Origin of the sequence: Rhodococcus sp. ACS1 (assembly GCF_002300155.1) — a bacterium.
In the GTDB taxonomy this organism is placed as follows: Bacteria; Actinomycetota; Actinomycetes; order Mycobacteriales; family Mycobacteriaceae; genus Rhodococcus_F; species Rhodococcus_F koreensis.
Genome location: NZ_NSDZ01000004.1, coordinates 833,175 through 856,424, shown reverse-complemented (window position 1 = coordinate 856,424; position 23,250 = coordinate 833,175). Strand labels below are relative to the sequence as shown.

The 23,250-nt window shown below is 67.6% G+C and carries 25 protein-coding genes; 7 read left to right on the top strand and 18 right to left on the bottom strand.

Annotated features, from left to right (window positions below; all coding sequences use genetic code 11):
* Window positions 1-76: 76 nt before the first annotated feature.
* The gene (locus CJ179_RS16260; RefSeq protein WP_072937246.1) at window positions 77-469 is read left to right on the top strand and encodes a tautomerase family protein; all 393 of its coding nucleotides are present in this window, start codon (window positions 77-79) and stop codon (window positions 467-469) included.
* Window positions 470-635: 166 nt separating this feature from the next.
* Here CJ179_RS16260 and CJ179_RS16255 read toward each other — a convergent pair whose 3' ends face one another.
* Complete coding sequence (locus CJ179_RS16255; protein WP_095862245.1) at window positions 636-920, bottom strand: hypothetical protein; 285 nt, start codon at window positions 918-920, stop codon at window positions 636-638.
* Between the two features lie 289 nt (window positions 921-1,209).
* Between CJ179_RS16255 and CJ179_RS16250 the strand changes: the two genes are divergently transcribed.
* Entirely contained in the window at window positions 1,210-1,905 is a 696-nt protein-coding gene (locus CJ179_RS16250) for a response regulator transcription factor (RefSeq protein ID WP_095862244.1), read from the top strand.
* Here the strand turns inward: CJ179_RS16250 and CJ179_RS16245 are convergent.
* Window positions 1,883-2,302, bottom strand: a complete 420-nt coding sequence (locus tag CJ179_RS16245; RefSeq protein WP_095862243.1) for a LytTR family DNA-binding domain-containing protein — start codon at window positions 2,300-2,302, stop codon at window positions 1,883-1,885. The two genes, CJ179_RS16250 and CJ179_RS16245, sit on opposite strands and share 23 nt — an antisense overlap.
* Before the next feature lie 54 nt (window positions 2,303-2,356).
* The gene (locus CJ179_RS16240) at window positions 2,357-3,898 is read right to left on the bottom strand and encodes a DUF4118 domain-containing protein (protein ID WP_095862242.1); all 1,542 of its coding nucleotides are present in this window, start codon (window positions 3,896-3,898) and stop codon (window positions 2,357-2,359) included.
* A 256-nt stretch (window positions 3,899-4,154) separates the two neighbouring features.
* On the opposite strand from CJ179_RS16240, the gene CJ179_RS16235 reads away from it, so the two are divergent.
* The 3 genes from CJ179_RS16235 to CJ179_RS16225 all read left to right on the top strand — a co-directional run bounded on the left by CJ179_RS16235 (window position 4,155) and on the right by CJ179_RS16225 (window position 5,042).
* The gene (locus CJ179_RS16235) at window positions 4,155-4,388 is read left to right on the top strand and encodes a hypothetical protein (protein WP_095862241.1); all 234 of its coding nucleotides are present in this window, start codon (window positions 4,155-4,157) and stop codon (window positions 4,386-4,388) included.
* A gap of 151 nt (window positions 4,389-4,539) precedes the next feature.
* Window positions 4,540-4,788, top strand: a complete 249-nt coding sequence (locus CJ179_RS16230) for a type II toxin-antitoxin system Phd/YefM family antitoxin (RefSeq protein ID WP_072937240.1) — start codon at window positions 4,540-4,542, stop codon at window positions 4,786-4,788.
* A complete protein-coding gene (locus CJ179_RS16225) occupies window positions 4,785-5,042 on the top strand; it encodes a Txe/YoeB family addiction module toxin (protein ID WP_072937239.1) in 258 nt (85 codons plus the stop codon). The genes CJ179_RS16230 and CJ179_RS16225 overlap by 4 nt, the downstream gene beginning before the upstream one ends.
* Here the strand turns inward: CJ179_RS16225 and CJ179_RS16220 are convergent.
* From CJ179_RS16220 to CJ179_RS16185, 8 genes are all read right to left on the bottom strand, one after another.
* Window positions 5,039-5,638 (bottom strand): hypothetical protein, encoded by a 600-nt coding sequence (locus tag CJ179_RS16220; protein ID WP_072937238.1) that lies wholly within the window; start codon window positions 5,636-5,638, stop codon window positions 5,039-5,041. The two genes, CJ179_RS16225 and CJ179_RS16220, sit on opposite strands and share 4 nt — an antisense overlap.
* Window positions 5,635-6,297 carry a TetR/AcrR family transcriptional regulator gene (locus CJ179_RS16215; protein ID WP_095862240.1) on the bottom strand — a complete coding sequence of 221 codons (663 nt, stop codon included), beginning with the start codon at window positions 6,295-6,297 and terminating at the stop codon, window positions 5,635-5,637. Before CJ179_RS16215 ends, CJ179_RS16220 begins: the two co-directional genes overlap by 4 nt.
* Before the next feature lie 89 nt (window positions 6,298-6,386).
* Complete coding sequence (locus CJ179_RS16210) at window positions 6,387-7,529, bottom strand: acyl-CoA dehydrogenase family protein (protein ID WP_072937236.1); 1,143 nt, start codon at window positions 7,527-7,529, stop codon at window positions 6,387-6,389.
* A gap of 12 nt (window positions 7,530-7,541) precedes the next feature.
* Window positions 7,542-8,735 carry an acyl-CoA dehydrogenase gene (locus CJ179_RS16205; RefSeq protein ID WP_095862239.1) on the bottom strand — a complete coding sequence of 398 codons (1,194 nt, stop codon included), beginning with the start codon at window positions 8,733-8,735 and terminating at the stop codon, window positions 7,542-7,544.
* A gap of 11 nt (window positions 8,736-8,746) precedes the next feature.
* A complete protein-coding gene (locus CJ179_RS16200) occupies window positions 8,747-10,426 on the bottom strand; it encodes a class I adenylate-forming enzyme family protein (protein WP_095862238.1) in 1,680 nt (559 codons plus the stop codon).
* A 25-nt stretch (window positions 10,427-10,451) separates the two neighbouring features.
* On the bottom strand, window positions 10,452-11,186 hold the full coding sequence (locus CJ179_RS16195) for an SDR family NAD(P)-dependent oxidoreductase (protein WP_072937233.1): 735 nt from the start codon (window positions 11,184-11,186) through the stop codon (window positions 10,452-10,454).
* Between the two features lie 31 nt (window positions 11,187-11,217).
* Entirely contained in the window at window positions 11,218-12,012 is a 795-nt protein-coding gene (locus CJ179_RS16190) for an enoyl-CoA hydratase-related protein (protein ID WP_072937232.1), read from the bottom strand.
* A gap of 123 nt (window positions 12,013-12,135) precedes the next feature.
* Entirely contained in the window at window positions 12,136-13,287 is a 1,152-nt protein-coding gene (locus tag CJ179_RS16185; protein ID WP_095862237.1) for an acyl-CoA dehydrogenase family protein, read from the bottom strand.
* Window positions 13,288-13,440: 153 nt separating this feature from the next.
* On the opposite strand from CJ179_RS16185, the gene CJ179_RS16180 reads away from it, so the two are divergent.
* Both CJ179_RS16180 and CJ179_RS16175 read left to right on the top strand, forming a co-directional pair.
* Window positions 13,441-14,391, top strand: coding sequence for a hypothetical protein (locus CJ179_RS16180; RefSeq protein WP_095862236.1), 951 nt, complete (start codon window positions 13,441-13,443; stop codon window positions 14,389-14,391).
* A gap of 161 nt (window positions 14,392-14,552) precedes the next feature.
* Window positions 14,553-15,164 carry a TetR/AcrR family transcriptional regulator gene (locus tag CJ179_RS16175; protein ID WP_012689589.1) on the top strand — a complete coding sequence of 204 codons (612 nt, stop codon included), beginning with the start codon at window positions 14,553-14,555 and terminating at the stop codon, window positions 15,162-15,164.
* A 284-nt stretch (window positions 15,165-15,448) separates the two neighbouring features.
* Here CJ179_RS16175 and CJ179_RS16165 read toward each other — a convergent pair whose 3' ends face one another.
* The 7 genes from CJ179_RS16165 to CJ179_RS16135 form a co-directional block, all read right to left on the bottom strand.
* Window positions 15,449-16,612, bottom strand: a complete 1,164-nt coding sequence (locus tag CJ179_RS16165; RefSeq protein WP_095862234.1) for a thiolase family protein — start codon at window positions 16,610-16,612, stop codon at window positions 15,449-15,451.
* Window positions 16,613-16,642: 30 nt separating this feature from the next.
* Window positions 16,643-17,422, bottom strand: coding sequence for a crotonase/enoyl-CoA hydratase family protein (locus tag CJ179_RS16160; RefSeq protein WP_095862233.1), 780 nt, complete (start codon window positions 17,420-17,422; stop codon window positions 16,643-16,645).
* Window positions 17,419-18,183 (bottom strand): SDR family NAD(P)-dependent oxidoreductase, encoded by a 765-nt coding sequence (locus CJ179_RS16155; protein WP_095862232.1) that lies wholly within the window; start codon window positions 18,181-18,183, stop codon window positions 17,419-17,421. Before CJ179_RS16155 ends, CJ179_RS16160 begins: the two co-directional genes overlap by 4 nt.
* Before the next feature lie 62 nt (window positions 18,184-18,245).
* On the bottom strand, window positions 18,246-19,394 hold the full coding sequence (locus tag CJ179_RS16150) for an acyl-CoA dehydrogenase family protein (protein ID WP_095862231.1): 1,149 nt from the start codon (window positions 19,392-19,394) through the stop codon (window positions 18,246-18,248).
* 47 nt (window positions 19,395-19,441) lie between these two features.
* Window positions 19,442-20,632, bottom strand: coding sequence for a CaiB/BaiF CoA-transferase family protein (locus CJ179_RS16145; protein ID WP_179377603.1), 1,191 nt, complete (start codon window positions 20,630-20,632; stop codon window positions 19,442-19,444).
* A complete protein-coding gene (locus tag CJ179_RS16140; RefSeq protein ID WP_095862710.1) occupies window positions 20,629-21,948 on the bottom strand; it encodes an MFS transporter in 1,320 nt (439 codons plus the stop codon). Before CJ179_RS16140 ends, CJ179_RS16145 begins: the two co-directional genes overlap by 4 nt.
* Before the next feature lie 185 nt (window positions 21,949-22,133).
* On the bottom strand, window positions 22,134-23,135 hold the full coding sequence (locus CJ179_RS16135) for a LysR family transcriptional regulator (RefSeq protein WP_095862230.1): 1,002 nt from the start codon (window positions 23,133-23,135) through the stop codon (window positions 22,134-22,136).
* Between the last annotated feature and the right edge of the window lie 115 nt (window positions 23,136-23,250).

Sequence of the window (23,250 nt, the reverse complement as noted above, 5' to 3'; positions counted from 1 at the left end):
TGTGCGGGGTGCGGATCTCGGACCGCACCCCGCACAGGCCCCCACTCACCACTCCCCCACACTCGAGGAACACGTCATGCCTCTCGTCCACATCCACGTCATCGAAAACAGGCGCACACCCGAGCAACTTCGCCACGTTGCGGACGTCGTGCAGAACGTGATGCTCGAACACTTCGCCGCACCCGATCGAGACCGCTACCAACTCATCACCGAACACAAGCCGGGCCAGATCATCGCCGAGGACACCGGACTGGGGTTCGAACGCACCGACGACATCGTCGTCGTGCAGATCGCTCAACAGGGCAGAAGCGTGGACCAGAAGACGGCGATGTACCGGGCACTGGCCGACCGACTTCACATCGAGACCAGTCTCGCACCAACCGATGTGATCGTCTCGGTCGTCGAGAACACGCGCGATGACTGGTCTTTCGGCAACGGAATCGCCCAATTCGTAGAAGGCCACCTCTGACCACACACACTGCAGTCGCTGAGCGGCACGCCAGGAGAACGGACATCGACATGATCGGCTGGACACCCCCGCCGCCCGCTCGATCGATCCTTCGACACCGGCGAGCCTCCGCCATCAGTGCATGCGACGCCTGGCAGCGTCCGCTAGTTGACCCGACGCCGACGAGCTAGAACATGCCGTGGCCCCCGAAACCACCGAAGTGTCCGAAACCACCGAAGCCACCGAGGAACGGGCCGGCCTCCGGTCGTTGGGACCCGTAGGTTCCGGGCCAGCCCCAGGGGAAGCCCGACTGCGGCACGTCGGTCACGGGCCCCTCATCTGGCACGACCCGTGCGACGGGCGTAGCGGCGCTGTCGGTTACTGTTGCCGCGGAAGCAGTTCCGGCGCCGAGGGCGATCAGGGGTGCGATTGCGGCTGCGGCGACCGCCGCGCGGATTGCGAACTTGTACATTGTTCTCACCTTTCGTTTTCTGGAGCTGTGATCGGGTTGATGATCGAACGACCATTGATGTAAATTTTCGTCCGAACACGGCCCAGAGTCGCCACAGCCAGCGGGTGTTTGCAGGTGCTACCAGCCGTAATCTCGGTCTTCCAGGTAGCTGCAATGCCATTACCGGCCGGCGTGTGCAAGACCGCATTGTGGCGTATCGACGGGGTGCCGATGACGTACTCTCGAAGTCGATCACTTCGACGGTGATCGGGCGCTTTCTCACGGACGACGCGGAAACTCGGGGTCGACGATGGCCGAATTCCATCCTCCGGCGGCGCGGTCCGATCCGGCGACGCCACGGGTGCGGGTGCTGCTGGCCGAGGACGACGTCCTGCTCCGCGAGGGTGTGGCGAGCCTGCTCGCCCGCTCCGGCTTCGATGTTATGGGGCAGGCCGGCGACGCAACCACCCTCCTCGAACTGGTCCGGAAGCGAACGCCCGACCTGGTGGTGGTCGACATCCGGATGCCACCGACCCACACCACCGAAGGCCTCGACGCAGCCCGGGAGATTCGCGAACACTTCCCCGAGGTCGGCATCCTGGTGCTGTCGGCGCACGCCGATGTCGAGCACGCGATGGAACTACTGGCCAGCGGCCGCGGAATCGGCTACCTGCTCAAGAGCCGCATCACCGACGTCGACGATTTCATCGACACCCTGCAGCGCATCGCCGCGGGGGCGTCCGTCGTCGACCCGGCGCTGGTGCAGGAGTTGGTGTCCGCCCGTCGGCGCAACGACCCGCTCGCGGCGCTCAGCGCGCGGGAGCGGGAGGTTCTGGCCCTCATGGCGGAAGGACGTTCCAATGCCGGCATTGCCCGCCGGCTGTGGGTCACCGAAGGAACCGTCGAGAAGCACGTGCGCAGCATCCTGACCAAACTGAACCTCCCGGAGACCGGCGACGATCACCGACGGGTTCTCGCGGTCGTCACCTTTCTCGAGGCTCGCTGACCGGAGCCACGCGGTCCCGTTCAGCGCGGAGCAGATCCCGGATTGCATCGGACGACAGTTCGGTCTTCGACACGAATCCCACCGCAGGGCTCCCGGAGACCAGGTCGGCCAGGTCTTGCTCGGCGTGCGTGGAAATCAGGATCACCGCTGCTGCGAACGACTCGTCGAGTCGCTGCGCGAGGTCGAATCCGCACTCCGCGCCGAGTTCGACGTCGACCAGAATGACGTCGGGCTGCAGTTCCGCGGCCGTCCGCACCGCGTCGGCGGTGTTCGATACTGTGCCGACCACGGGGATGCCCTGCTGCTCGAGGAGTCGCCGAGCAGTGTCCAGAAAACACGGGCTGTCATCGACGATCAGGCACCGTGGACGATCGTGCTGCAACACCATGCCCTCCATCGTCGACCCGATCCTCCCGCCGACGCATTCCCGCTAGCAGGAAAATCCCCTCGTTCACTCGCCGGCGACCGGGATCGTGATGTCCAGCGTGGTGCCGTGACCCGGCGGACTCGTGATCCGCAGGTGGCCGCCGAGGGCCTCGACCCGGTCCTGCAATCCGAGGAGCCCGGAGCCCGCGGCGGACGAGGCACCGCCGACGCCGTCGTCCCGGATCACGAGGTGAAGGATGCCGTCCTGCGTCCCCAGCGACACAGACACCTCGGAGGCTCGCGCGTGCTTGGCGGCATTGGTGAGCGCCTCGGCGACCACATAGTAGGCGGCTACCTCGACCGATTCCGCGAAGCGATCCTCGATTGCGACGTCGAGGGTGACGGGGACCGCCGAGCGACGCGCCAGCGTCCGCACCGCCGATCCCAGCCCTCCCTTCGACAGGATCGCCGGGTGGATTCCGTGTGAGAGTTCGCGCAGATCCTCCGACACCCCCTTCAGCCCCGACGCGATGGCCGACAGCTGCTCCTTCACGTCCACCCATTCGGCAGGCACCGATGCCTCCGTCATCCGCACCTCGAGCCCCAGCGACACCAGTCGCTGCTGAGCCCCGTCGTGCAGATCGCGTTCCAGGCGACGCCTGGCCTCGTCGGAGGCCGCGACGATCCTCGCGCGCGACGCAAGCAGTTCGGCACGGGTCACAGCATTGGCGATCGCGGTCGCGACGAGATCGGCGAAGTCACCGAGCCGCGCCTCGGTGTCCGGTGGCAGCGGCTCGGCGCACCGCGATCCGACGATCGCCGCACCCCACACCCGGGAGTCCACGACGATCGGGACTCCCACGATCGATCCGAAGCCCCCCTCCCGAATGCGGGTCGCGACTTCCCCACCGACGTGTTCGTGGTTGTCGATCCTGGCGGCACGGCCGGTGCGGAGAACGATCGCCCCGACGTCGTCGCCCTCCATCGGGATTCTGTCTCCGGTGTCGGACATCCCCGTGACCCCCGGCTCGTATCGAACGGCGACCAACGTCCCCGTACCGTCCCCGTCGTTGCGAAGGAGTACGGCGTTGACCACGTGCAGCCAGAGCGTGAGTTCCTCGGCGACAGCTGTGAAGACTTCCGGTGGGCTCACTCCACGCGCCGCCAGTGTTGCCACTCGGCGCAGTGCGGCCTGATGTGCGGCGAGGACACCGAGTTCGTCACGGCTGACCTCGGCCTCGCGCCGGCGCAGGACCGCCTCGGCGGTGCGCAACCTGGCTTGACCGGCCATCAGGTTGGCCACCAGCGCGACGGGCAGGAAGACCAGGATGGCCACCCAGTCGCCGGGTTTGGTCGGAAGCAGGGATCCCGCCACCTGGAGGTGGAAGTAGACGTAGACGACTGCACTGACCAACGTCGTCATCACCGACAGCACGAATCCCCAGCGAGCCGAGACCACCAGGACTCCGAGCAGGAACACCGCGCCGAAGGCGTTCTGCGGCGCGACCGTGTCGAGCTGATGCACCACAGCGGTTTCCACGGTAATCACGGTGGCGGCGACCACGATACCCAGCCACAGAGGAGGGCTGGTCGGGCGCACCAGGAGCGCTATCAGACGCGCAGGCATCTCTCGCGCGTCCGCATCGACAGCCCCGAAGTGGGACGCCGCGTCGCGCCGCGACAGCGCTCCGATTGACCGCCGTGACCACTTTCGCGTCATCGTGCTTGCTCGGATCAGTCGTGGAGTTCTCGGACAGACCTCGATGTGCATCATATCGAGGTGACCCTCCCCGTCTCGACGGCTTGCTCCCGTTGGTCGGCTGACACCGGCCGATGTCGCTACGCTGGGCACAGGCCGATGCAGTAGACCTTGGGAGGACGCGGTGGTAGCCGTACGGATACAGGTGGGTGATCTGGTGCAGGCGTCCGGTCACGCCGGCCCCTGGCTGGTCGTCGAGGTCAGCAAGGGCATGGCTTCGCTCCAGCATCCCGACGGGCACAGACTGTCGGTCCGGACGACGATGCTGTCGGTGGTGCACAAGGCGACGAGCCCGGCGGGCGAGGTCGAACCGCCCGCCCGCGATCAGCCGGGAGAGGCACCCACCCTCTTCGACTAGATCACGAACGATTTCGTGTCCACACATGACGTCGTTCACGCCTCCATTACGTACCAGATCAAGTACGTATATGGTACCCTGGCAGCGTCGGGCATCGCTTGCCCACGGCAGGTGCGGCCCCGCCTGCGATGCGAGGAAAAGAAGGTGACCCATGTCCGCTATTACCGCCACTGACGCCCGGAAAAATCTGTTCGGCTTGGTCAGCCAGGTGAACGAGGACCACACCCCGGTGGAGATCGTGTCGAAGAACGGCAACGCAGTCCTGATCTCGAAGGACGACTACGACTCCATCATGGAGACCGCCTACCTGTTGTCCAGCCCGGCGAACGCTCGCCGGCTGCTCCGCAGCCTGGAGGCGACCCGGCGCGGTGAATACACCGACAGGGAACTGATCGAGTGAACACCGCCTTCACCGACGACGGCTGGGACGACTACACGTACTGGCTGACCAACGATCGGAAGGTTCTCGCCAAGATCAACGCGCTGATCAAGGACATCAAACGGTCGCCCTACCAGGGGATCGGAAAACCCGAACGGCTCCGCCACATGGAAGACAACGTGTGGTCGCGGCGCATCACCCACGAGCATCGCCTGGTGTACGTGATCGTCGACGACACTGTCGTCATACAGCAGGCCCGCTACCACTACGACTAGTCGACGATCGTCGTGACGATCGTCGTGACCGCCGGGGTCCGCGGGGTCGAGCCGAACCCGAATCGGACGGGCGGATCGACCGGTGTCAGGGCGCCGAGGTTCTCGCCGCACCAGGTGGCGGACATTCCGGCCAGCCGCCGCTGGTCGACGGCTCCGTAGAACTCGCGACGCCCGTTGCCCGCGGTGCCACGGGTGCGCACACCGCGGAGAACGACGCGGGCGATCGGGTCGCTGACCGAGCAGAACCACGGCGCACCCGCGACGGTCCGCGGCACCAGATTCAGCAGGTGTCCGAGCAGGGTGCGGGCCCCGACCTCGAACCGCACGTGCAGGTCGCCGGCCTGAACCGCCCGACTGTCGCCGGACCTCGTGTAGTGAACGGGTGTGATCACCGTCCGGTCGAAGGTGTACGTCGCGGTGACGAAATCGCGGACGGCGTCCGACGGCGCGAGGAGCACCCGCAGGCCGTCGGCGTGTTCGACCATGACATCCGTGAACTCACCGAGCGGCGATCGGGACCAGTGGCCGACGACGATGCGGACTCCCGACCCGGTGCCCACGCCGGTGATCTCACCGTCGAAACGCCATCGGGTCATTCGGTCAGGTGCCGGTACGCTGCGGCGCTCCGATCCGACAGGACGGTGCGGAGAATGAATCGTGTTTGCGCCGTGATGTATTGGTCGACGGTGTAGCGGGACGCGAAATGCCAGTGCTTGAGCGCCCACCCGTGCGCGAGCATCATCATGTCGAACGTCGTCAGGTCGACGTCGAGGTCGCCGGCGATCCCGGATGCGATCGCGGCTTCGAGGGCATTGTGGAGCGGTGTGGACGTCGCCACCTCGAGTTCCTTGATCCGCTCGCGCCCCTCCTGGTCGAGGGTCCGGCTCTCCCGGTACGTCAGCACGACGGCGTCCAGATTCTCGTCGACGATCTCGACGAACCGCCGGAACCCGGCGGCCAGCCGCTCGATGGGGTCGGTTCCCGCGGCATCCATCGCGGGCTCGAGCTGATCACGGAACGCGTCGAGGATGTCGACGATCGTGGCGAGGAGGATGTCTTCCTTGCCGCCGAAGTACTTGTAGATCAGCCCCACACTCACCTGCGCCTCGTCGGCGAGCGCCTGCATGGACATCTGATGGAACCCGGTCCGCTGCATCACCGTGACGGCGGCGTCGAGCACCTGACGTCGACGCGAGCTGACGCGGACGGCGCGGACCGCCTCGTCGAGTGGAAGGGCGGACGTGTCCTTCGCCATGACAGATGACCTCTCCTTGGTGGCAGAACCTGCGGTGAATGGGTATTCACAGTATCCCGCGCGGGATCGGAACCGCAGTCCGGTCCGGGTCAGATACCGAGATCCTTCGCGACGATCGTCTTCATGATCTCGGTGGTGCCGCCGTAGATGGTCTGGATCCGCGCGTCCACGAACGCGCGCGCCACCGCATATTCGCGCATGTAGCCGTATCCGCCGTGGAGTTGCAGGCACCGGTCGGCGACGCGGACCTGCAGTTCGGTGGTCCACCACTTGAGCCGCGCCGCACGGGCCGCGGTCAGGTCTCCGCGGACGTGCTGGCGGATGCAGTCGTCGAGGTAGGTGCGGGCCAGGTCGAGTTCCGTGGCCACTTCCGCGAGAACGAATTGGGTGTTCTGGAATCCGGCGATCGGCTGTCCGAAGGCGCTGCGCTCCTTCACGTACGCCAGGGTCTGCTCGAGGACTCCTTCGGCGGCCGCGACGGCGCCGACGGACAGGGACAGCCGCTCCTGCGGCAGGTTGTGGACGAGCTGATAGAAGCCCTGCCCCTCCTCCCCGAGCAGGTTGGCCACCGGAACGCGCATGTCGGTGAACGTCAGCTCGCTGGTGTCCTGAGCGTGCAGCCCGATCTTCTCCAGGTTGCGGCCACGGGAGAACCCGGGCGTGTCCGACTCGACGACGAGCAGCGACAGCCCCTTGTGCTTGTCCGGCGACGTGCGCACGGCAACGACGAAGAGCGTGCCGTTCTGGCCGTTGGAGATGAACGTCTTGCTGCCGTTCACCACGTAGTGCTCGCCGTCGCGGACCGCCGTGGTGCGGATGCCGGTGAGGTCGCTTCCGGTGCCCGGCTCGGTCATCGCGATGCCGAGAATCGTCTCCCCGGTGACGGTTCCCGGAAGCCACCGGGCCTTCTGTTCCTCGGTCGTCATGTCCGTCAGGTACGGCAGCACGACGTCGTTCTGGAGGGAGAACGCGATACCCGCGGATGCGGCACCCGCACGGTTGACCTCGTCGACGACGATCGCGTTGTAGCGGAAGTCCTCGACGCCGGGACCTCCGTACGCCTCGGGGACCGGGAAGCCGAGCAGCCCCTGCTTACCCGCTTCGGTGAACAGTGCCGGGTCGAGACAGCTTTCGTTCTCCCACTGCTCGTGCCGCGGGACGATTCGCTCGCGAACGAAGCTGCGGACGCTGTCCCGGAACTGCTGGTGCTCGGATTCGTATTCGATGGTCATGGTGTTCGTCTCCTATCCGCGGAACGCGTTCTCGCCGGTGAAGGCCTGCCCGAGAACCAGCTGATGCATCTCGGGTGTCCCCTCGTAGGTCAGGACCGATTCGAGGTTGACCATGTGCCGGATGACGGGGAACTCCAAGGAGATTCCGTTGCCGCCCAGGATGGTGCGCGCCGTGCGGCAGATCTCGATGGCCTCACGCGTGTTGTTGAGTTTGCCGAAGCTGACCTGGTCCGGTCGCAGCCCGGCCGTGTCCTTCAGCCTGCCGAGGTGCAGCGACAACAGCTGCCCCTTGTGCAGTTCCACCGCCATGTCGGCCAACTTGGCCTGCGTGAGCTGGAATCCGCCGATGGGTCGTCCGAACTGGGCGCGGTCCTTCGAGTACTGCAGGGCAGCCTCCCACGCGGACCGCGCCGCGCCCATCGCACCCCACACGATGCCGTAGCGCGCCTCGGACAGGCTGCTGAGCGGGGCGCGCACGCCACGGGCGCCGGGGAGCATCGCCGATTCGGGCAGTCGGACGTCGTCCAGCACCAGTTCGCTGGTGACCGAGGCGCGCAACGACATCTTGTGCTTGATCACGGGCGCGCTGAAACCCGGGGTGTCGGTCGGAACGATGAATCCGCGGACCCCGTCGTCGGTGGCCGCCCACACCACCGCGACGTCGGCGATGCTGCCGTTGGTGATCCACATCTTGCGGCCGCTGAGGATCCAGTCCGAGCCGTCCCGCTTGGCACGCGTCGACATCGACGCCGGGTCGGAGCCCGCGTCCGGTTCGGTGAGACCGAAGCAGCCGATGATCTCACCGGCCGCCATGCCGGGCAGCCATTGATTCTTCTGCTCCTCGGAGCCGTTGTTCCAGATCGAGAACATGGCCAGGGAGCCCTGCACCGACACGAGGGAGCGGATGCCGGAGTCGCAGGCCTCGAGTTCGAGGCAGGCGAGACCGTAGTGGACGGCCGACGATCCGCCGCACCCGTAGCCCTCGAGGTGCATCCCGAGGACGCCGAGTTTCCCGAATTCCTTCGCCAGTTCGCGGACTCCCGGCAGTTCGCCGGCCTCGAACCAGTCGGCGACGTGCGGTGTGACGTGCTCGGCGCAGAATTTCCGGACGGTGTCGCGCACGGCGAGTTCGTCGTCCGAGTACAGCGTGTCGATGTCGAGTGGGTCGACGGCGCTGAAGGGCCGCGGATGGGAATGGGTGGTCATGACGGTGTCCTTTACGAGCCGATGGTGTGGGATCCGCGGGCGGCCGGGGTGACGAATGCCCCGCTCTCGAACTCCCTGCGCGCGGTGTCGGTTGCCTTGTAGTGCAGCTTCTTTCCCGTCGCCGACACGGGGAGCGATTCGACGAAGCGGTACGCACGGGGGCGCTTGAACTGCGACAGCATCGGATGCCTGCGACAGAAGTCGTCCAGTTCTTCGGCGGACGGGACCGGTGCGGTGGCGACGACGTACGCGACGACGACCTGCCCCCACTTGTCGTCCGGAACACCGACGACGAGCGAATCCGTCACCGACGCGTGCTCGTTCAGCGCTTCCTCGATCTGCACCGGGTGGACGTTCTCGCCGCCGGACAGGAGCATGTCGTCCTTGCGTCCGACGATCGTCACGAACTCCTTCTCGTCCCAGGTGGCGAGGTCGCCGATGTGCAGCCAGCCGTTCCGGAACTTCTGCTTCTCCTGCTCCGGGGCATCGAAATAGGCGTTGGCGCCTTTCGGGGAGCGGACGATGACCTCGCCGATCTCGGTTCCGTCCCTCGCGACCGTCTCGTGCGCGTCGGCGAGGCGGTCGTCGAACAACTTGACCACGGCGACGTCGTCGTCGATGCAGGCCCGCCCCGCGGACCCGGCCATGTCCGGCAGATCCGTGGGCCGCAGGAAGGTGTTCCAGAAACCTTCGGTGCTGCCGTAGCCGTTGAAGATGCGCGGATTCAGCACCTTCTGGTAGTGCAGCGCCGCCTCCCGCTCGAGGGGCGCACCCATCGTGACGATGCCTTTCAGGGTGGACAGGTCGCGGGGCTTGTCCACCTGGGCACGCGCGAGCATCGCCAGGTTGGTCGGGGCGCCGATCAGGAACGTCAGCCCGTACTCCTCGACGTGGTCGAGCGTGACGTCGGCGTCGAAGCTGCGCAGCGCCACCAGCGACGCACCGAGATAGAACGTGGGATTCGGTCCGGCGCAGTACAGCCCACCGCGGTGGAACCACGGCGTCATGTTCAGCGTCTTGTCTTCCGCCGTCAGCGGGAAGTGCATGATCACGTCGTGGGCGCTGAAGATCTCGATCATGCTGTTGAGCGGGACGCCCTTCGGCATGCCGGTCGTTCCCGACGTGAACAGCCGGGTGGTCTCGTCCCACACCGTGCGAGTCACGTCCGGCGGCGACGCCGACTCGGCGACGAGGTCGTCGAACCGGATCACCTCGAAGCCGTTACTCGGCACGGGCTCTCCCGGACCGACGGCGACGACGAGCGCGGGCTTGTGCGTGGAGCGCGCCAGCGCGTCCCGCACCATCTCGCCGATCTCGGTGTCGTAGACGAACACCGTGGGACGGTTCGCGTCGAGGACGAACGCCGTCTCGCCGGACGCGAGGCGGAAGTTCATCGGCGATCCGACTGCCCCGCAGGCCTGCCCGGCCAGGTACAGCTGGGCGAACTCGGGGCCGTTGAACAACTGGTAGGCCACGACGTCGCCGGGACCCACACCGGCGCGGGCGAGGCCGGTGGCGAGCCGGTCGACCCGGTCGCCGAGTTCGGCGTACGTCCAGCTCTCGCCGGTCGACGGGGACTGCATCGCGAGTCGATCGGCGTACCGGTGCGTGTTGCGCCGGAAGCCGTTCAGATAGGTGAAGTCGTGCTCGAAGTACTGACGATAGGCGTGGGCATCGTATGCGTACGTCATGATGAGTCCTCCGTCCCGGCGCCGGTCAGCCGGCCATGGTGAGGCCACCGCTGACGCTGATCACCTGGCCGGTGATGAACGATGCGGATTCGGACGCGAGGAACACGACCGGCGCCGCAACCTCCTCCGGGCGCGCGAGCCTGCGGAACGGAATAGCCTTGACCAGAGCCTCTTTCAGCTTCTCCGCCTGCGCCTGGAACAGCGGCGTGTCGGTCGGGCCGGGGCACACGCAGTTGACGTTGATCCCGTGCCGGGCCATCTCCCGCGCCAGCGACTTCGACAGGGCGATCACACCGCCCTTCGCACCCGCGTAGATGCTCTCCCCCGCACTACCGACGCGGCCGGCATCGCTGGCGAGGTTGACGACCCGCCCACCGTTACCCGCGTCCACCATGCCGGGGAGGAAGGCGCTGCACATGTGCACGGGCCCGAGGTAGTTGATGGCGACGACCTTCTCGGCGAATTCGGTGGTGGCGTTGAGGAACTGGTCGGTGCGGTCCCATCCCGCCGCGTTGACGAGGATGTTCGCGACCCCCACCTCGGCCGTCACCCGGTCGCGCAGGGCGTCGACCTGCGTCCGGTCGGCGACGTCGACGGTCATCGGAAAAAGCAGGTCGGGCCGTTCCGCCGCGGTCTTCTCCGCGGCCTGCAGGTCGAGGTCGGCGACGACCACCCGGTCGCCCTGCTCGGCGAGTGCGAGCGCGATGGCGCGGCCGATGCCGGATCCTGCGCCGGTGACCACTGCGATGTTGTTGCTCATGGTGTGTTTCCCCTTCCCGTGTGTGTCGGACTCAGGCGTTCACGTACTTGTTGAACTCGGGCTTGCGCTTCTCCGCGAACGCCGTCGCCCCCTCGAGACCCTCGGGTGAATGCGTGAACAGGTCGAGCGCAGACATCGCGAGGTTGCTCAGTCCGGCCTGGTGGTCGGTGTCGGCGTTGAACGACTGCTTCAGGAAACGCAGGGTGGTGGGGCTCTTCTCGGCGATCTCCGCGGCGACGGCCTTCGCCTCGTCGAGCAACCGGTCCGCGGGGACGACCCAGTTGACCAGACCCCAGCGTTCGGCGGTGACGGCGTCGTACTGACGGCAGAGGTACCAGATCTCGCGGGCCCGCTTCTCACCGACGACTCGCGCCAGGAACGCCGAGCCGAAGCCCGCGTCGAACGAGCCCACACGCGGTCCCGCCTGGCCGAACTTCGCGGTCTCGGACGCGATGGTGAGGTCGCAGAGAACGTGGAGCACGTGGCCGCCGCCGACGGCGATGCCGTTGACCGCCGCGATGACGGGCTTGGGGACGTCGCGGATGAGTTTGTGCAGGTTGCCGATCTCGAACATGCCGCTCTCGGTGGGGCCGTAGTCGCCGGTCTCCGCTCGCTGCTTGACGTCGCCGCCCGTGCAGAACGCCTTCTCCCCCGCACCGGTGAGGATGATCGCCTGCACCGTGTCGTCGGCCCATGCCGAGCGGAACGCCTTGATCAGTTCCTCGACGGTCTTACCGCGAAATGCGTTGTAGCGCGCGGGGCGGTTGATCGTGACGACCGCCGCCGGGCCGTCGACCTCGTAGGTGATGTCTTCGTAGTCGGTCACGGTGATTCCTTTCCGGGAAGCCGGTAATGAGAGTGGGTTCAAAGATTGTGAACATTGATTCGGTACAAATGAACGTACATTCACTGCGCGGAGTGTGTCAAGGGTCACGCAGCCCTGCCACCGCTAGAGGAAGGCGCTGATCCCGGTCTCCGCCCGGCCGATCAGCAACTTCTGGATCTGGCTCGTGCCCTCGTACAGCGTCATCACCCGCGCATCGCGCATGTACTTGGCGACGGGGTACTCGTCGACGTAGCCGTACCCGCCGAACAGCTGGATCGCGTTGTTGGCGGCACGAACCGCGGCCTCACTGCAGAAGTACTTCGCCTTCGACGCGGCTGTCCCGAACGGCTCCCCGCGCTCGATCAGGTCGGCCGCCCGCCAGGTGAGCAGCCTCCCGGCGTCGGCGTCGACGGACATGTCGGCGATCAGGTCCTGCACGAGTTGGAACGACGCGAGCGGACGGTCGAACTGCGTGCGCTCGCGGGCGTAGTCGACGGCCGCCTCGAGGCAGCCCTGGACGATCCCCACGCATCCGGCGCCCACCGAGACGCGCCCCTTGTCCAGCGAGTGCATCGCGATGGAGAAGCCCTGCCCCTCCGATCCGAGGAGGCAACTCGCCGGCACCCGCACGTCGGTGAACGACAACTCGGCGGTCGCCTGCCCGCGGAGTCCGAGCTTCCCGTGGATCTCGCGGGATTCGAAACCGGGGGTGTCCGTCGGAACCAGGAAAGCCGAAACACCCTTGGGCCCCGGACCTCCGGTGCGCGCGAACACCAGGCACACCTTGGCCCACGTGCCGTTGGTGATGAAGATCTTGGAACCATTGATGACGTACTCGTCGCCGCTGCGCACCGCCTTGGTCTTCAGATTTCCGGGGTCCGACCCGTTGTCGGGCTCGGTGAGACCGAAACAGGCGAGCGCCTCACCGGACGCGATGCGGGGCAGCCATTCGTGTTTCTGCTCCTCGGTGCCGTGCGAGAGGATCACCTTCCCCACCAGCCCCATCGACACCGACACGATGCCCCGGACCGCGGAGTCCGCCCGGCCGAGTTCCTCCATCCCGAGGCAGTACGTGATGTAGTCGCCGCCCAGCCCGCCGTACTCCTCGGGAATGGTCATGCCGAAGAAGCCGATGTCGGCCAGTTTCCCGATGATCGCGGTGTCCACCGACTCGGCGCGGTCCCATTCGGCGCGGTGCGGGACGACCTCCTTGTTCAGAAAGTCGCGGGCCAGCTGCCGGAACTCCTTCTGCTCCTCGGTCAGTGTCAGGTCCATGGAATGCTCCTCGATGCCGCAGTGAATGAATAGTCATTAAATGTGAGCAACCGCTCACGACAAATGAAGCATTATTCATTTCCTAGGAGTCGTCAACCCTCGGGGAGCGCGAAGGTCTGGCCCGGTGCCGCGTCGCCTGGGTAGGCTCGGGACATGCCGATCACCTGGTCGGACGATGTCGACGAGGTCATCCGCGACGACCTCACCAGCGGGTTCGCGTACGTCACGCCCGCGGGAGGCGCGGTGGTGGCCGCGGTGGCGCCCTTCGGGCTGCGCGATCACGAGCGGGGCACCGTCGGATTCACCACCTCGCTGGGCTTCGGCCGCAAGCTCGAACGCATCAAGGCGGAACCGCGGGTGGCGCTCGCCTTCCATGCGCGCGAGCACGGAATCGGCGACGGCACCAACCGGCGCTACGTGCTCGTGCAGGGAGACGCGACGTTCGATCCCAGCCCCGACCGGAACGTCCTCGACGCCATCGGCGAGCGCTCGGTCCCCTACACGGGAGAGCCGCGGCGCGGCGCATTCTGGGACCGCTGGCTCAGCGCCTACTACACCGACCGGGTGCTGGTGACGGTCGCGGTGACGCGGGTGACCGCCTGGCCCGACCTGCGCACGACCGGCCAGCACGAGGTCTACGGCGCACCGCTCCCCGACGCCGACGCGGCGCCACAGGCGCCGCCGAAGAAGGGCACCGCGCCGCGGGTGGATGCGGTGAAGACCGGTGAGCGCGCCCGGAAGCTGCCGCACGTGCTGCTCGCCTACCGCGAGGCGGACGGCTATCCGACCGTCGTGCCGGTCGACGTGAACTCGGCGAGCAACGAGGGCGTGCGTTTGAGGGTCCCTGCCGGGGTGCCGCAGGGCGGTCGTCGCGCCGGACTGCTCGCCCACGCGTACCGGCCCCAGCTCGTCGGCCTCGAGTCGCGTCAGAACACCGGCTGGCTCGAGGTCACCGGCACCGAGGCGGTGTACGCACCGCACACGCAGGCCGGGTTCACCGCGCCGCCGAACAAGACGATCCTGCTCCTGGCCAACGGATTCCTGGCCCGCCGTGGCCTCGCGAAGGCCCGGAAGGAAGGCCGCACCCAGGCCCTGGGCCGATGAGCCGGACGACGCCGCGGTTCGCGTAGCGACTCGGCCCGTTCACGTGGTTCACCACTGCCGGGTCGGTCACGGTATTCTCAGCTGAACCGAACCTTCGGTCGGCTCCTGTGGATGACGGCGCACCGATGCGATGGAGTTCTGCACCTGGAAGGATTGCGCGCATGACTACGGCACGCCCCGCACGGAAGACCGGTTCGCCCGGACGGCCCGGCTACGACCTCGACTCGCTGCTCGCTGTCGCGGTCAAGGTGTTCAACGACAAGGGCTACGACGGCACCAGTATGGAGGTGCTGGCCCAGCGCCTGGGAATCACGAAGTCGTCGATCTATCACCACGTGTCCGGGAAGTCGGAGCTCCTCGAACTGGCGCTGTCGCGCGCGCTCAACGCGCTCTTCGCGGTCACCACCGAGGAGAAGGCGACGAGCGGCCGGTACATCGACCGCCTCGAGTACCTCGTCCGCCGCAGTGTCGAGGTACTCGCCGCCGAACTCCCGTACGTCACGCTCCTGCTGCGCGTCCGGGGCAACACCGCGGTGGAACGTCGCGCACTCGCCCGCCGCCGCGAGTTCGACGCCTTCGTCAGCGACCTCGTGGTCGCGGCGGCGGAAGAGGGCGACCTGCGGCCCGGAATCGATCCCGCACTCACCAGCCGGCTCGTGTTCGGCACGGTCAACTCGCTGATCGAGTGGTACCGCCCCCGCACCGGTGGGACGGTCGCCGACCTCGCCGACGCCGTCGTCGAGCTGACGTTCGACGGGCTGCGCCGCGCCTGAGCGAGACGTCACTGGTGCGCCCTACGACGAGAGGCTGGACCTCGATCGAATCGTCCACCGTCTTGCCCGTTCGGACAGTTGGGTGCGCAGCCGCGCTCGGACATCGGCAGGCACTTCTCCTGCAGCGACACTCTCCAGAATCGTCGACAGTCTCCGGTCGAATCCGGGTGTCGTCATACCGAACCCGATCCAGATCTCGTCGGGAGGTGGACCACCGTAGGGCAGCCACCGGCACGCGAACTCGAGGATGGCTGCGTCCACCCTCTCCAACCCGCTAGCCACGGTCAGACCGTGACGGCGAGGTTTTCGAAGATGGTGGCATTGGCCATGCCGCCGCCTTCGCACATCGTCTGCAGTCCGTAGCGGACGCCCTCGGCGCGCAGGTGATGCACGAGGGTGGTGGCGAGCCGGGCCCCGGATCCGCCGAGCGGATGCCCGAGAGCGATCGCTCCGCCGAGCGCGTTGACCCGTTCGTCCGGTGCCCCGGTCGCCCGCAGCCAGGCGCCGACGACGCTGGCGAAGGCCTCGTTGACCTCGAAGGCTCCGATGTCGTCGAGGGTCAGGCCTGCGCGGGCGAGCACCCGCGCGGTGGCGGGGATGGGTCCGGCCAGCATCGCGACCGGGTCGTCGCCGACGACGGTTGCGGTGTGTACCCGAGCCAGCGGGGTCAGTCCGAGGTCGCGGGCCCGGTCGCCGGACATCACCAGCAGTGCTGCGGCGCCGTCGGAGATCTGTGAGGCGTTGCCCGCGGTGATGCGGCCGTCCTCGCCGAAAGCCGGCTCCAACTGGGCGAGCTTCTCGAGGGTCGTGGTTCGGCGGATCCCCTCGTCGGCGTCGAGTTTCGTTCCGTCCGGCAGGGTCACCGGCACGATCTCGCCGGCGAATCGGCCTTCGTCGACCGCCGCGGCGGCGCGCTGATGTGAGCGCAGGCTGTACTCGTCGAGCCAGCCGCGGCTCAGTTCGTACCGGTCGGCGAGGATCTCGGCGCCGCGGCCCTGGTTGAACTCGATGCCGTCGTAGCGTCGCCGAATCGCCTCGCTGTTCGGGTCACCGAGGCCGACGCGCCGCGCCGATCCCATCGGGATGCGGGTCATCGACTCGACGCCGCCCGCGACGACGATGTCGTACTGGCCCGCGATCACTCCCGCCGCGGCGAAATGCAGTGCCTGCTGGCTCGATCCGCACTGCCGCTCGATCGTGGTGCCGGGAACCGACTCGGGCCATCCGGCGGCCAGCACCGCGTTGCGTGCAATGTTGCCGGCCTGCTCACCGACCTGTCCGACGCATCCCCACACGACGTCGTCGACCGACGCGGCGTCGACCCCGGCCCGGTCGAGCAGCGCGGTCAGGACGGTCGCGGACAGGTCGACGGGGTGGACCTCAGCGAGGCCGCCCTTGCGGCGGCCGATGGGGCTCCGTACGGCCTCGACGATGACTGCATCACGCATGGTGTGTTCCTGTTCTCTCGTTCTCGGTGATCACGTCGCGGTCCAGACCGGGGCGCGGCGTTCGGTGAAGGCGGCGGCGCCCTCGCGGGCGTCGTCGGAGTCGAAGACCGGCATCACGATCTGCCGGGTCCGCTCGAACATCTCCGCGTGCGGCCAGCCGGGAGACTCGTCGATGACCCGCTTGCTGGCCCGGACTGCGAGCGGCCCGTTGCCGGCGATCTCGTCGGCGAGTTCGAGCGCCGCCGCCAACACCTCGCCCTCGGGGGCCAGCCGGTTGACCAGCCCCAGCGGGTGCAGTTGCGCGGCGGTCACGGTCTTGCCGGTGAGCACCATCTCCAGCGCCACCGCTCGCGGCAGCCGTGCGGGCAGCCGGGTCAACCCGCCCGCGGCGGCGGCCAGGCCGCGGCGGACCTCGGGCAGGCCGAACGTCGCGGTCGGCGCGGCGACGACGAGGTCCGCCGCCAGGACGATCTCGAAACCGCCCGCGAGCGCGGGACCGTCGACGGCGGCGATCAGGGGCTTGGCGGGCGGCGCCTCCACCAGCCCGGCGAATCCGCGACCCTCGACGCGTGGGCTCTCACCCCGCAGGAAGGCCTTGAGATCCATTCCTGCGCAGAAGTATCCGCCGGCTCCGGTGAGCACACCCACTCGCAGCTGCGGATCGGAGTCCAGCAGTTGAACCGCCTCGGCGACGGCCTCCGCGACCGCACGGTCCACCGCGTTGCGGGCCTGCGGTCGGTTCAGCGTGATGACCAGCACCGGCCCCACCCGTTCCGTCAGCACGACCGGTGCGGGCGCCTCTGCGGTCACCTCGGTGCCATCCGGATCGCACCGTCGAGGCGGATCGTCTCCCCGTTGAGCATCCCGTTCTCGATGATGTGCTCGGCCAGCGCGGCGAACTCGGACGGCTCGCCGAGCCGCTGCGGATGCGGAACCGAGGCCGCCAGCGCGTCCCGGATGTCGTCGCGCGCATTGAGCAGGAGGGGTGTCGCGAACACGCCGGGCGCGATGGTGCACACCCGGATCCCGACGCCGGCGAGGTCGCGGGCGGCGGGCAGTGTCATCCCCACGATTCCCGCCTTGGACGTCGCATAGTTGATCTGCCCGATCTGGCCCTCGTACGCGGCGACGGACGCGGTCAGGACACATACGCCGCGGTCGCCGCCCCGCAATTCGTTCGCGGCCATCGCCTCGGCCGCGAACCGCAGCACGTTGAACGTCCCGATCACGTTGAGCCGGATCACCGACTCGAAAGGCTCGAGGTCGGCGGCCTTGCGGTCCTTGGTGAGCACGCGCATCGGCCGTCCGCGGCCTGCGCAGTGCACGACGGCCCGCACCGGGCCGCGCTCGGCCGCGGCGGCGAAGGCCGCGGCCACCGCGTCGCCGTCGGTCACGTCGGTCGGTACGAACCGTGCGGCGGGCCCGAGCGCCGCGGCCTGCTCTGCCCCCGGCGAACCGGGGAGATCGAGCAGGGTGACGGTGGCGCCGGACTCGACCAGCCGGGTGGCGGTGGCGAGTCCGAGTCCGGATGCTCCGCCCGTGACGACGGCGTTGATGTCCTTGATCTGCATGGATGAACCTTCGATGTGGCCGGGCCCCAGTGGTGCCCGGAATGGTGTGGAGTGCGAGATGCCTAGAGCCCCATCGACTTCGAGATGACACTCTTCATGACTTCGCTGGTGCCGCCGAAGATCCGGGTGACGCGGGCATCGGCGTACAGTCGCGCGATCGGGTACTCGGTCATGTAGCCGTAGCCACCGTGCACCTGCAGGCACTTGTCGATGACCCGGGCCTGCACCTCGGTGCAGAACAGCTTCACCTTGGCCGCGTCGGCGGGAGTGAGGGTGTCGGCGTCCAGGGCGATCAGCGCCTGGTCGACCAGGGCCTGCCCGGCCTGCAACTCGGTCGCGCACTCGGCGAGTACGAACTTCGTGTTCTGGAAGCCGGCGAGCGGCTTACCGAACACCATCCGCTCCTTGGCGTACGCGATCGCCAGGTCCACCGCGGCGGTGGCCGTGGCCTGCGCGGTGATCGCGATCGACAGCCGCTCCTGCGGCAGGTTGTGGGCCAGCATCTTGAAGGCGGCGCCCTCCTCGCCGAGCAGGTTGGCCGCGGGCACCCGGACGTTGTCGAAGGTGAGTTCGGCGGTGTCGCTCGACTTCATCCCGATCTTGTGCAGGTTGCGACCGCGAGTGAACCCGGGCATGCCGGATTCGACCACCAGCAGCGACAGACCGCTGCGGCGATTCTCGGGATCCTTCGAGGTCCTCGCGACCACGATCACGAGGTCGGCGTTGATGCCGCCGGTGATGAACGTCTTGTTCCCGTTGAGGACGTAGTCGTCACCGTCGCGGACGGCGGTGGTGGTGACACCGGCGAGGTCGGAGCCGATGCCGGGTTCGGTCATCGCGATCGCGCTGACGAGCGCACCGTCGGCGAAGCCGGGGAACCAGCGGTCGCGTTGTTCCTCATCGGCGTATTCGAGAAAGTACGGGAGCACGGTGTTCAAGTGCACCTGAAAGCCCCCGAGAGAGGCTGCCGCGTAACCGATTTCCTCATACACGACGGTGTTGAACAGGAAGCTGTCGATGCCGCCGCCGCCGTACTGCTCGGGCACCTGCAGTCCGTTGATGCCGAGTGCCGCGGTCTTGGTGTAGAAGTCGCGGGGGATGCAGCCGGCCGCCTCCCAGTCGGGCAGGTTCGGGACGATCTCCTTGGCGATGAACTGGCGGACCACGTCACGGAAGGCATGGTGGTCGTCGGTGAAGATGGTGCGTTGCATGGTGATTCCTTCGAAAATGGGTCGACGGTGAGTGCCGTCGACGGATTTCAGCGGCCGAGCGCGACGACGCCGTCGGCTGCCAGCGCATCGAGCGCGTCGGTCGGGTAACCGAGTTCGGCGATCACTTCGGCGGTGTGCTGCCCCAGGTCGGGCGCACCTGCCGTCGGGAGCTTCGGGACACTCTCGAGGTGCCACGGCGTGCCGAGTGCGGTCGCAGGCACGCCGTCGGGGCGGCTGACCTCGATGAAGAGCCCGGAGGCCTGGACGTCGGGACTGCGCATCGCCTCGGGATAGGTGTTGATCCGCCCGGCGACGACACCGTTGGCGGCGAGCACGTCCATCGCCTCGTCGCTCGTCATGGTCGCGAACGCGGCGCGCAACTCGGTGAGCAGGGCGGGGCGGTTGCGGACCCGGCTCTCGTTGTCGGCGAACCGGGCGTCGTCGGCGAGTTCCGCCCGGCCCAGCAGTCGGCACAGTCGCCGGAAGTGGACCTCGGAGTAGGCGGAGACCACGACACTGCCGTCGCTGGTGGGCATGATGTCGGCGGCCGGGGCGACCGTCGGCTGACCGTTGCCCATGCGCCGTGGTTCGTTGCCGGTGGCGAGGTAGGCGCCCCAGTTCGGGGCCTGCAGATGAATGGCGACCTCGAGCAGCGACACCTCGACGGTGTCGCCCTCGCCGGTGCGCAGGCGCCTGATGTACGCGCCGAGGATTGCCTGGGCACAGACGTAACCGGTGGCGGCGTCGACGATCTGGGCACCGACCTTCTGCGGCTCGCCGTCGTGCTCGCCGGTCACCCACATCAGGCCGCTCTCCGCCTGCGCGGCGATGTCGAGGCCGGCACGATTCCTGGACGGTCCGTGCAAGCCGAACCCGCTCACCGTCGCGTACACGAGGTGCGGATGCGCGGCGCGCATCTCCTCCGCGCCCAGACCGAGCTTGTCCATCACCCCGGGGCGCAGATTCTGCACCACGATGTCGGCGCCGGCGATCAGACGGCGGGCGATCTCCTGACCGCGCGGGTCCTTGAGGTCGAGCGCGATTGCCCGCTTGCCGCGGTTGTAGTTCTCCACCATGGCTTTACCGTGCGCGCCGATTTCACGTGCGGACTCGCCGTGCACCGGTTCGACCTTGATCACGTCGGCGCCGAGGTCCACCAGGACCTGGGTGGCGGCGGGGGCAGCGATGAATTGACCGAAGTCGATGACGCGGACGCCGTCGAGGGGCTTGTCGATCATGCGGTCTCCTCGGCACGCCGGCGGATGAGGGTGATGTCACGTTCGGGGTTGACCAGGAACACCGCGATCGCACTACCGACGATCATCAGGATCCCGCTGATCAGGAAGCCGGTGCCGTAGCCGGAGATCTTGTCGGCCGCCCGGCCGACCGAGAAACCGAGTACGAGTGGTGCGACCATGCCGGAGATACTCGACACAGCGCCGAGGCCACCGAGGACCATGCCGCGTTTACGGGACTGCACGACGTCGGCGATTGCCGTCAACGCCACGCCGTACGCCGCGGTGTTGAGCGAGAAGGCCAGAGACACGAGCAGGATCTGCAGCAGTCCGGCCGACACGATGGTGAACCCGACCATGGTGATGCCGGCGCCGGCGATCAGGCCGGCCGACAGGTAGCCGCGCGCAACCTTCCGGGAGACGCCGCGGGAGACGAGGCGATTCGAGAACCATCCGGCAGCGATCGCACCGACCGCCGCGAGTCCGTAGGGAAGCATGACCAGCCGACCGGTGGTCAGGGTGTCGTAGCCGAGACCGTCTTCCAGGTAGACGGGGAGCCAGGACACCTTGAGCGTGGTGGACCAGTACGAGCAGAACATCAACAGCGCGATCCCGATCACGGTCCCGGTGCGCAGGATCGTCCGGTACGGGGCGTCGACGGTGTCGACGACGGTTGCGGTTGCCTGGGCCGGCTCGGCGGCCTCGCCGGGTGCGCCGCGTCCGAGGAGGATCCAGGCGACCACCCAGACCAGACCGACCGTGATCAGGAGGTAGAACGCGGCGTGCCAGTCCCAGCGGACGATGATCCAGGTCAGCACGGGTGCAGCGATGAGGACGCCGAGCGAGGATCCGGCGGTGACGAAGCTGCTCGGCAGGGCACGCTTCTCCGGCGGGAACCAGGAGTGAACGGCGTGGTTGGCGAGGGCGAAGGCCGGGCCCTCGGCGAACCCGAGGACGAGCCGGCAGGCCACCAGGACGCCGAAGGTCACGGTGCCGGTCAGGGGCACCATGGTGGCTACCCAGAGCAGCATCAGTCCGGCCAGCAGCCATCGGATACTCACCCTGGACGACAGCCAGCCGAAGAACAGGGCGCCGGCGGCGAACAGCCAGAAGAAGCTGCTCTGGATCATGCCGAACTGTTGCGGCGTCAGGCCCAGATCCTTCTGGATCTGGACGCCGGCGAACGCGATGACGGACTTGTCCGCGAAATTGATGAGCATGAACACGACGAGCAGTCCGGTAATCATCCAGGCGCGCCGGGTCAGCACCGATCTGGTACGCCGGGACGGTGCGGTGGTCGGCGTCGATACTTGAGTCATAGGGCCTCTTCGGAAACGAACCGTCGCGACGTGTCTGCGTGGCGTGAACCAGTCCGGACGGATCTCGAATGCGACCTTCGATCGATCCGGATCCCGTCGCAACGGTGTGATCAGGTACACACCATTGAAGTCCCGAGTATCGATCGGGTCAAAGACCAGAAAGGTAGGAGAAATACTGCAATTGCCTATGAGTTCGTGGCACGCGCGTTGTCGTCGCGAATCCGGCGGTCGAACTCGGCCCGCGTCAGCTTCGCGGCCTCCACGAGGGAAACACCGGAGGACATGAGCGCGGCGATGGACGTGGCGAACTCCTCGAACGACGCACGGGCGCAGGCCAGGAACTCCGTGGACGCGTGGGTCATCCGGCCGGGACGGCGGACCACGCCCATGCGGCGGGTGAGCCGCGGCGAGAGTTCACGCACCACCCCGCCGCGCAGCATCGCGTCGAGTCCGCTGCGCAGGGCCACGATCGACACCCCGCCGCCCGCGAGAACGATCGGGAGCACGGCACCACGCTGACGCACCTCCACCGCGACGTCGGGTTCGACGCCGCGCCGCCGTAGCGAGCGGTCGATGAAATCCCGCGTCGCCGTGCCTTTTTCGCCCATGACGAACGGAACACGGGTCAACGCCTCGATCGGCACCGGGTCCGGCCACCGGGCGTCGGTGCCGGGCGGACACACCAGGACGAGCTGCTGATCGATGAGCTCCTCTCCGACGAGGTCCTCGGTCGGGAGGGGCAGCGCGAGAATGCCCAGCTCGCACGCCCCCGACCGGACCAGCGACACGATATCGGCGGTCTCGTCCCGTTCCTCGATGTGGAACCGCACGTCGGGGTACTGCCGGCGGAACTTGGCGACCCACACCGACAGCGGATCCGAGGACAGGTCCGAGAGCGAGGCGATGTCGATCCGGCCGCCGCGCATCGCCCCGACGTCGCGCACGGCGTTCTCGGCCGATTCCACCTCCCGCAGGATGCTGCGTGCCGGGCCGACGAGCGCCTCACCGGCAGGCGATAGCACGAGGCCACGGCCGACGCGATGGAACAACTCGACGCCCAGGTCCTTCTCGAGCTTGCGCACCGCCTGCGACAGCGAAGGCTGCGCCACGCGCAACTGCGCTGCGGCGCGGGTGACCCCGCCGCAGTCGACTACAGCGAGGAAGTACTCCATCTGCCGCATGTCCATGCTCTGAATCTAGAGGTACCGGCACCGCGGCGGAGGGCCGATAGGGATCTCCCGACAGTGTGCGGCGACCGGCCGAGAAGGGTATGCCGCCGGTGGTCGGGTGAACTACCGTGCG

Coding starts and splice junctions, on each gene's coding strand:
- CJ179_RS16260 (WP_072937246.1), top strand. CDS start 77: ATGCCTCTCGTCCACATCCACGTCATCGAAAACAGGCGCACACCCGAG.
- CJ179_RS16255 (WP_095862245.1), bottom strand. CDS start 920: ATGTACAAGTTCGCAATCCGCGCGGCGGTCGCCGCAGCCGCAATCGCA.
- CJ179_RS16250 (WP_095862244.1), top strand. CDS start 1,210: ATGGCCGAATTCCATCCTCCGGCGGCGCGGTCCGATCCGGCGACGCCA.
- CJ179_RS16245 (WP_095862243.1), bottom strand. CDS start 2,302: ATGGAGGGCATGGTGTTGCAGCACGATCGTCCACGGTGCCTGATCGTC.
- CJ179_RS16240 (WP_095862242.1), bottom strand. CDS start 3,898: ATGCCTGCGCGTCTGATAGCGCTCCTGGTGCGCCCGACCAGCCCTCCT.
- CJ179_RS16230 (WP_072937240.1), top strand. CDS start 4,540: ATGTCCGCTATTACCGCCACTGACGCCCGGAAAAATCTGTTCGGCTTG.
- CJ179_RS16220 (WP_072937238.1), bottom strand. CDS start 5,638: ATGACCCGATGGCGTTTCGACGGTGAGATCACCGGCGTGGGCACCGGG.
- CJ179_RS16215 (WP_095862240.1), bottom strand. CDS start 6,297: ATGGCGAAGGACACGTCCGCCCTTCCACTCGACGAGGCGGTCCGCGCC.
- CJ179_RS16210 (WP_072937236.1), bottom strand. CDS start 7,529: ATGACCATCGAATACGAATCCGAGCACCAGCAGTTCCGGGACAGCGTC.
- CJ179_RS16205 (WP_095862239.1), bottom strand. CDS start 8,735: ATGACCACCCATTCCCATCCGCGGCCCTTCAGCGCCGTCGACCCACTC.
- CJ179_RS16200 (WP_095862238.1), bottom strand. CDS start 10,426: ATGACGTACGCATACGATGCCCACGCCTATCGTCAGTACTTCGAGCAC.
- CJ179_RS16195 (WP_072937233.1), bottom strand. CDS start 11,186: ATGAGCAACAACATCGCAGTGGTCACCGGCGCAGGATCCGGCATCGGC.
- CJ179_RS16185 (WP_095862237.1), bottom strand. CDS start 13,287: ATGGACCTGACACTGACCGAGGAGCAGAAGGAGTTCCGGCAGCTGGCC.
- CJ179_RS16180 (WP_095862236.1), top strand. CDS start 13,441: ATGCCGATCACCTGGTCGGACGATGTCGACGAGGTCATCCGCGACGAC.
- CJ179_RS16175 (WP_012689589.1), top strand. CDS start 14,553: ATGACTACGGCACGCCCCGCACGGAAGACCGGTTCGCCCGGACGGCCC.
- CJ179_RS16165 (WP_095862234.1), bottom strand. CDS start 16,612: ATGCGTGATGCAGTCATCGTCGAGGCCGTACGGAGCCCCATCGGCCGC.
- CJ179_RS16155 (WP_095862232.1), bottom strand. CDS start 18,183: ATGCAGATCAAGGACATCAACGCCGTCGTCACGGGCGGAGCATCCGGA.
- CJ179_RS16150 (WP_095862231.1), bottom strand. CDS start 19,394: ATGCAACGCACCATCTTCACCGACGACCACCATGCCTTCCGTGACGTG.
- CJ179_RS16145 (WP_179377603.1), bottom strand. CDS start 20,632: ATGATCGACAAGCCCCTCGACGGCGTCCGCGTCATCGACTTCGGTCAA.
- CJ179_RS16140 (WP_095862710.1), bottom strand. CDS start 21,948: ATGACTCAAGTATCGACGCCGACCACCGCACCGTCCCGGCGTACCAGA.
- CJ179_RS16135 (WP_095862230.1), bottom strand. CDS start 23,135: ATGGACATGCGGCAGATGGAGTACTTCCTCGCTGTAGTCGACTGCGGC.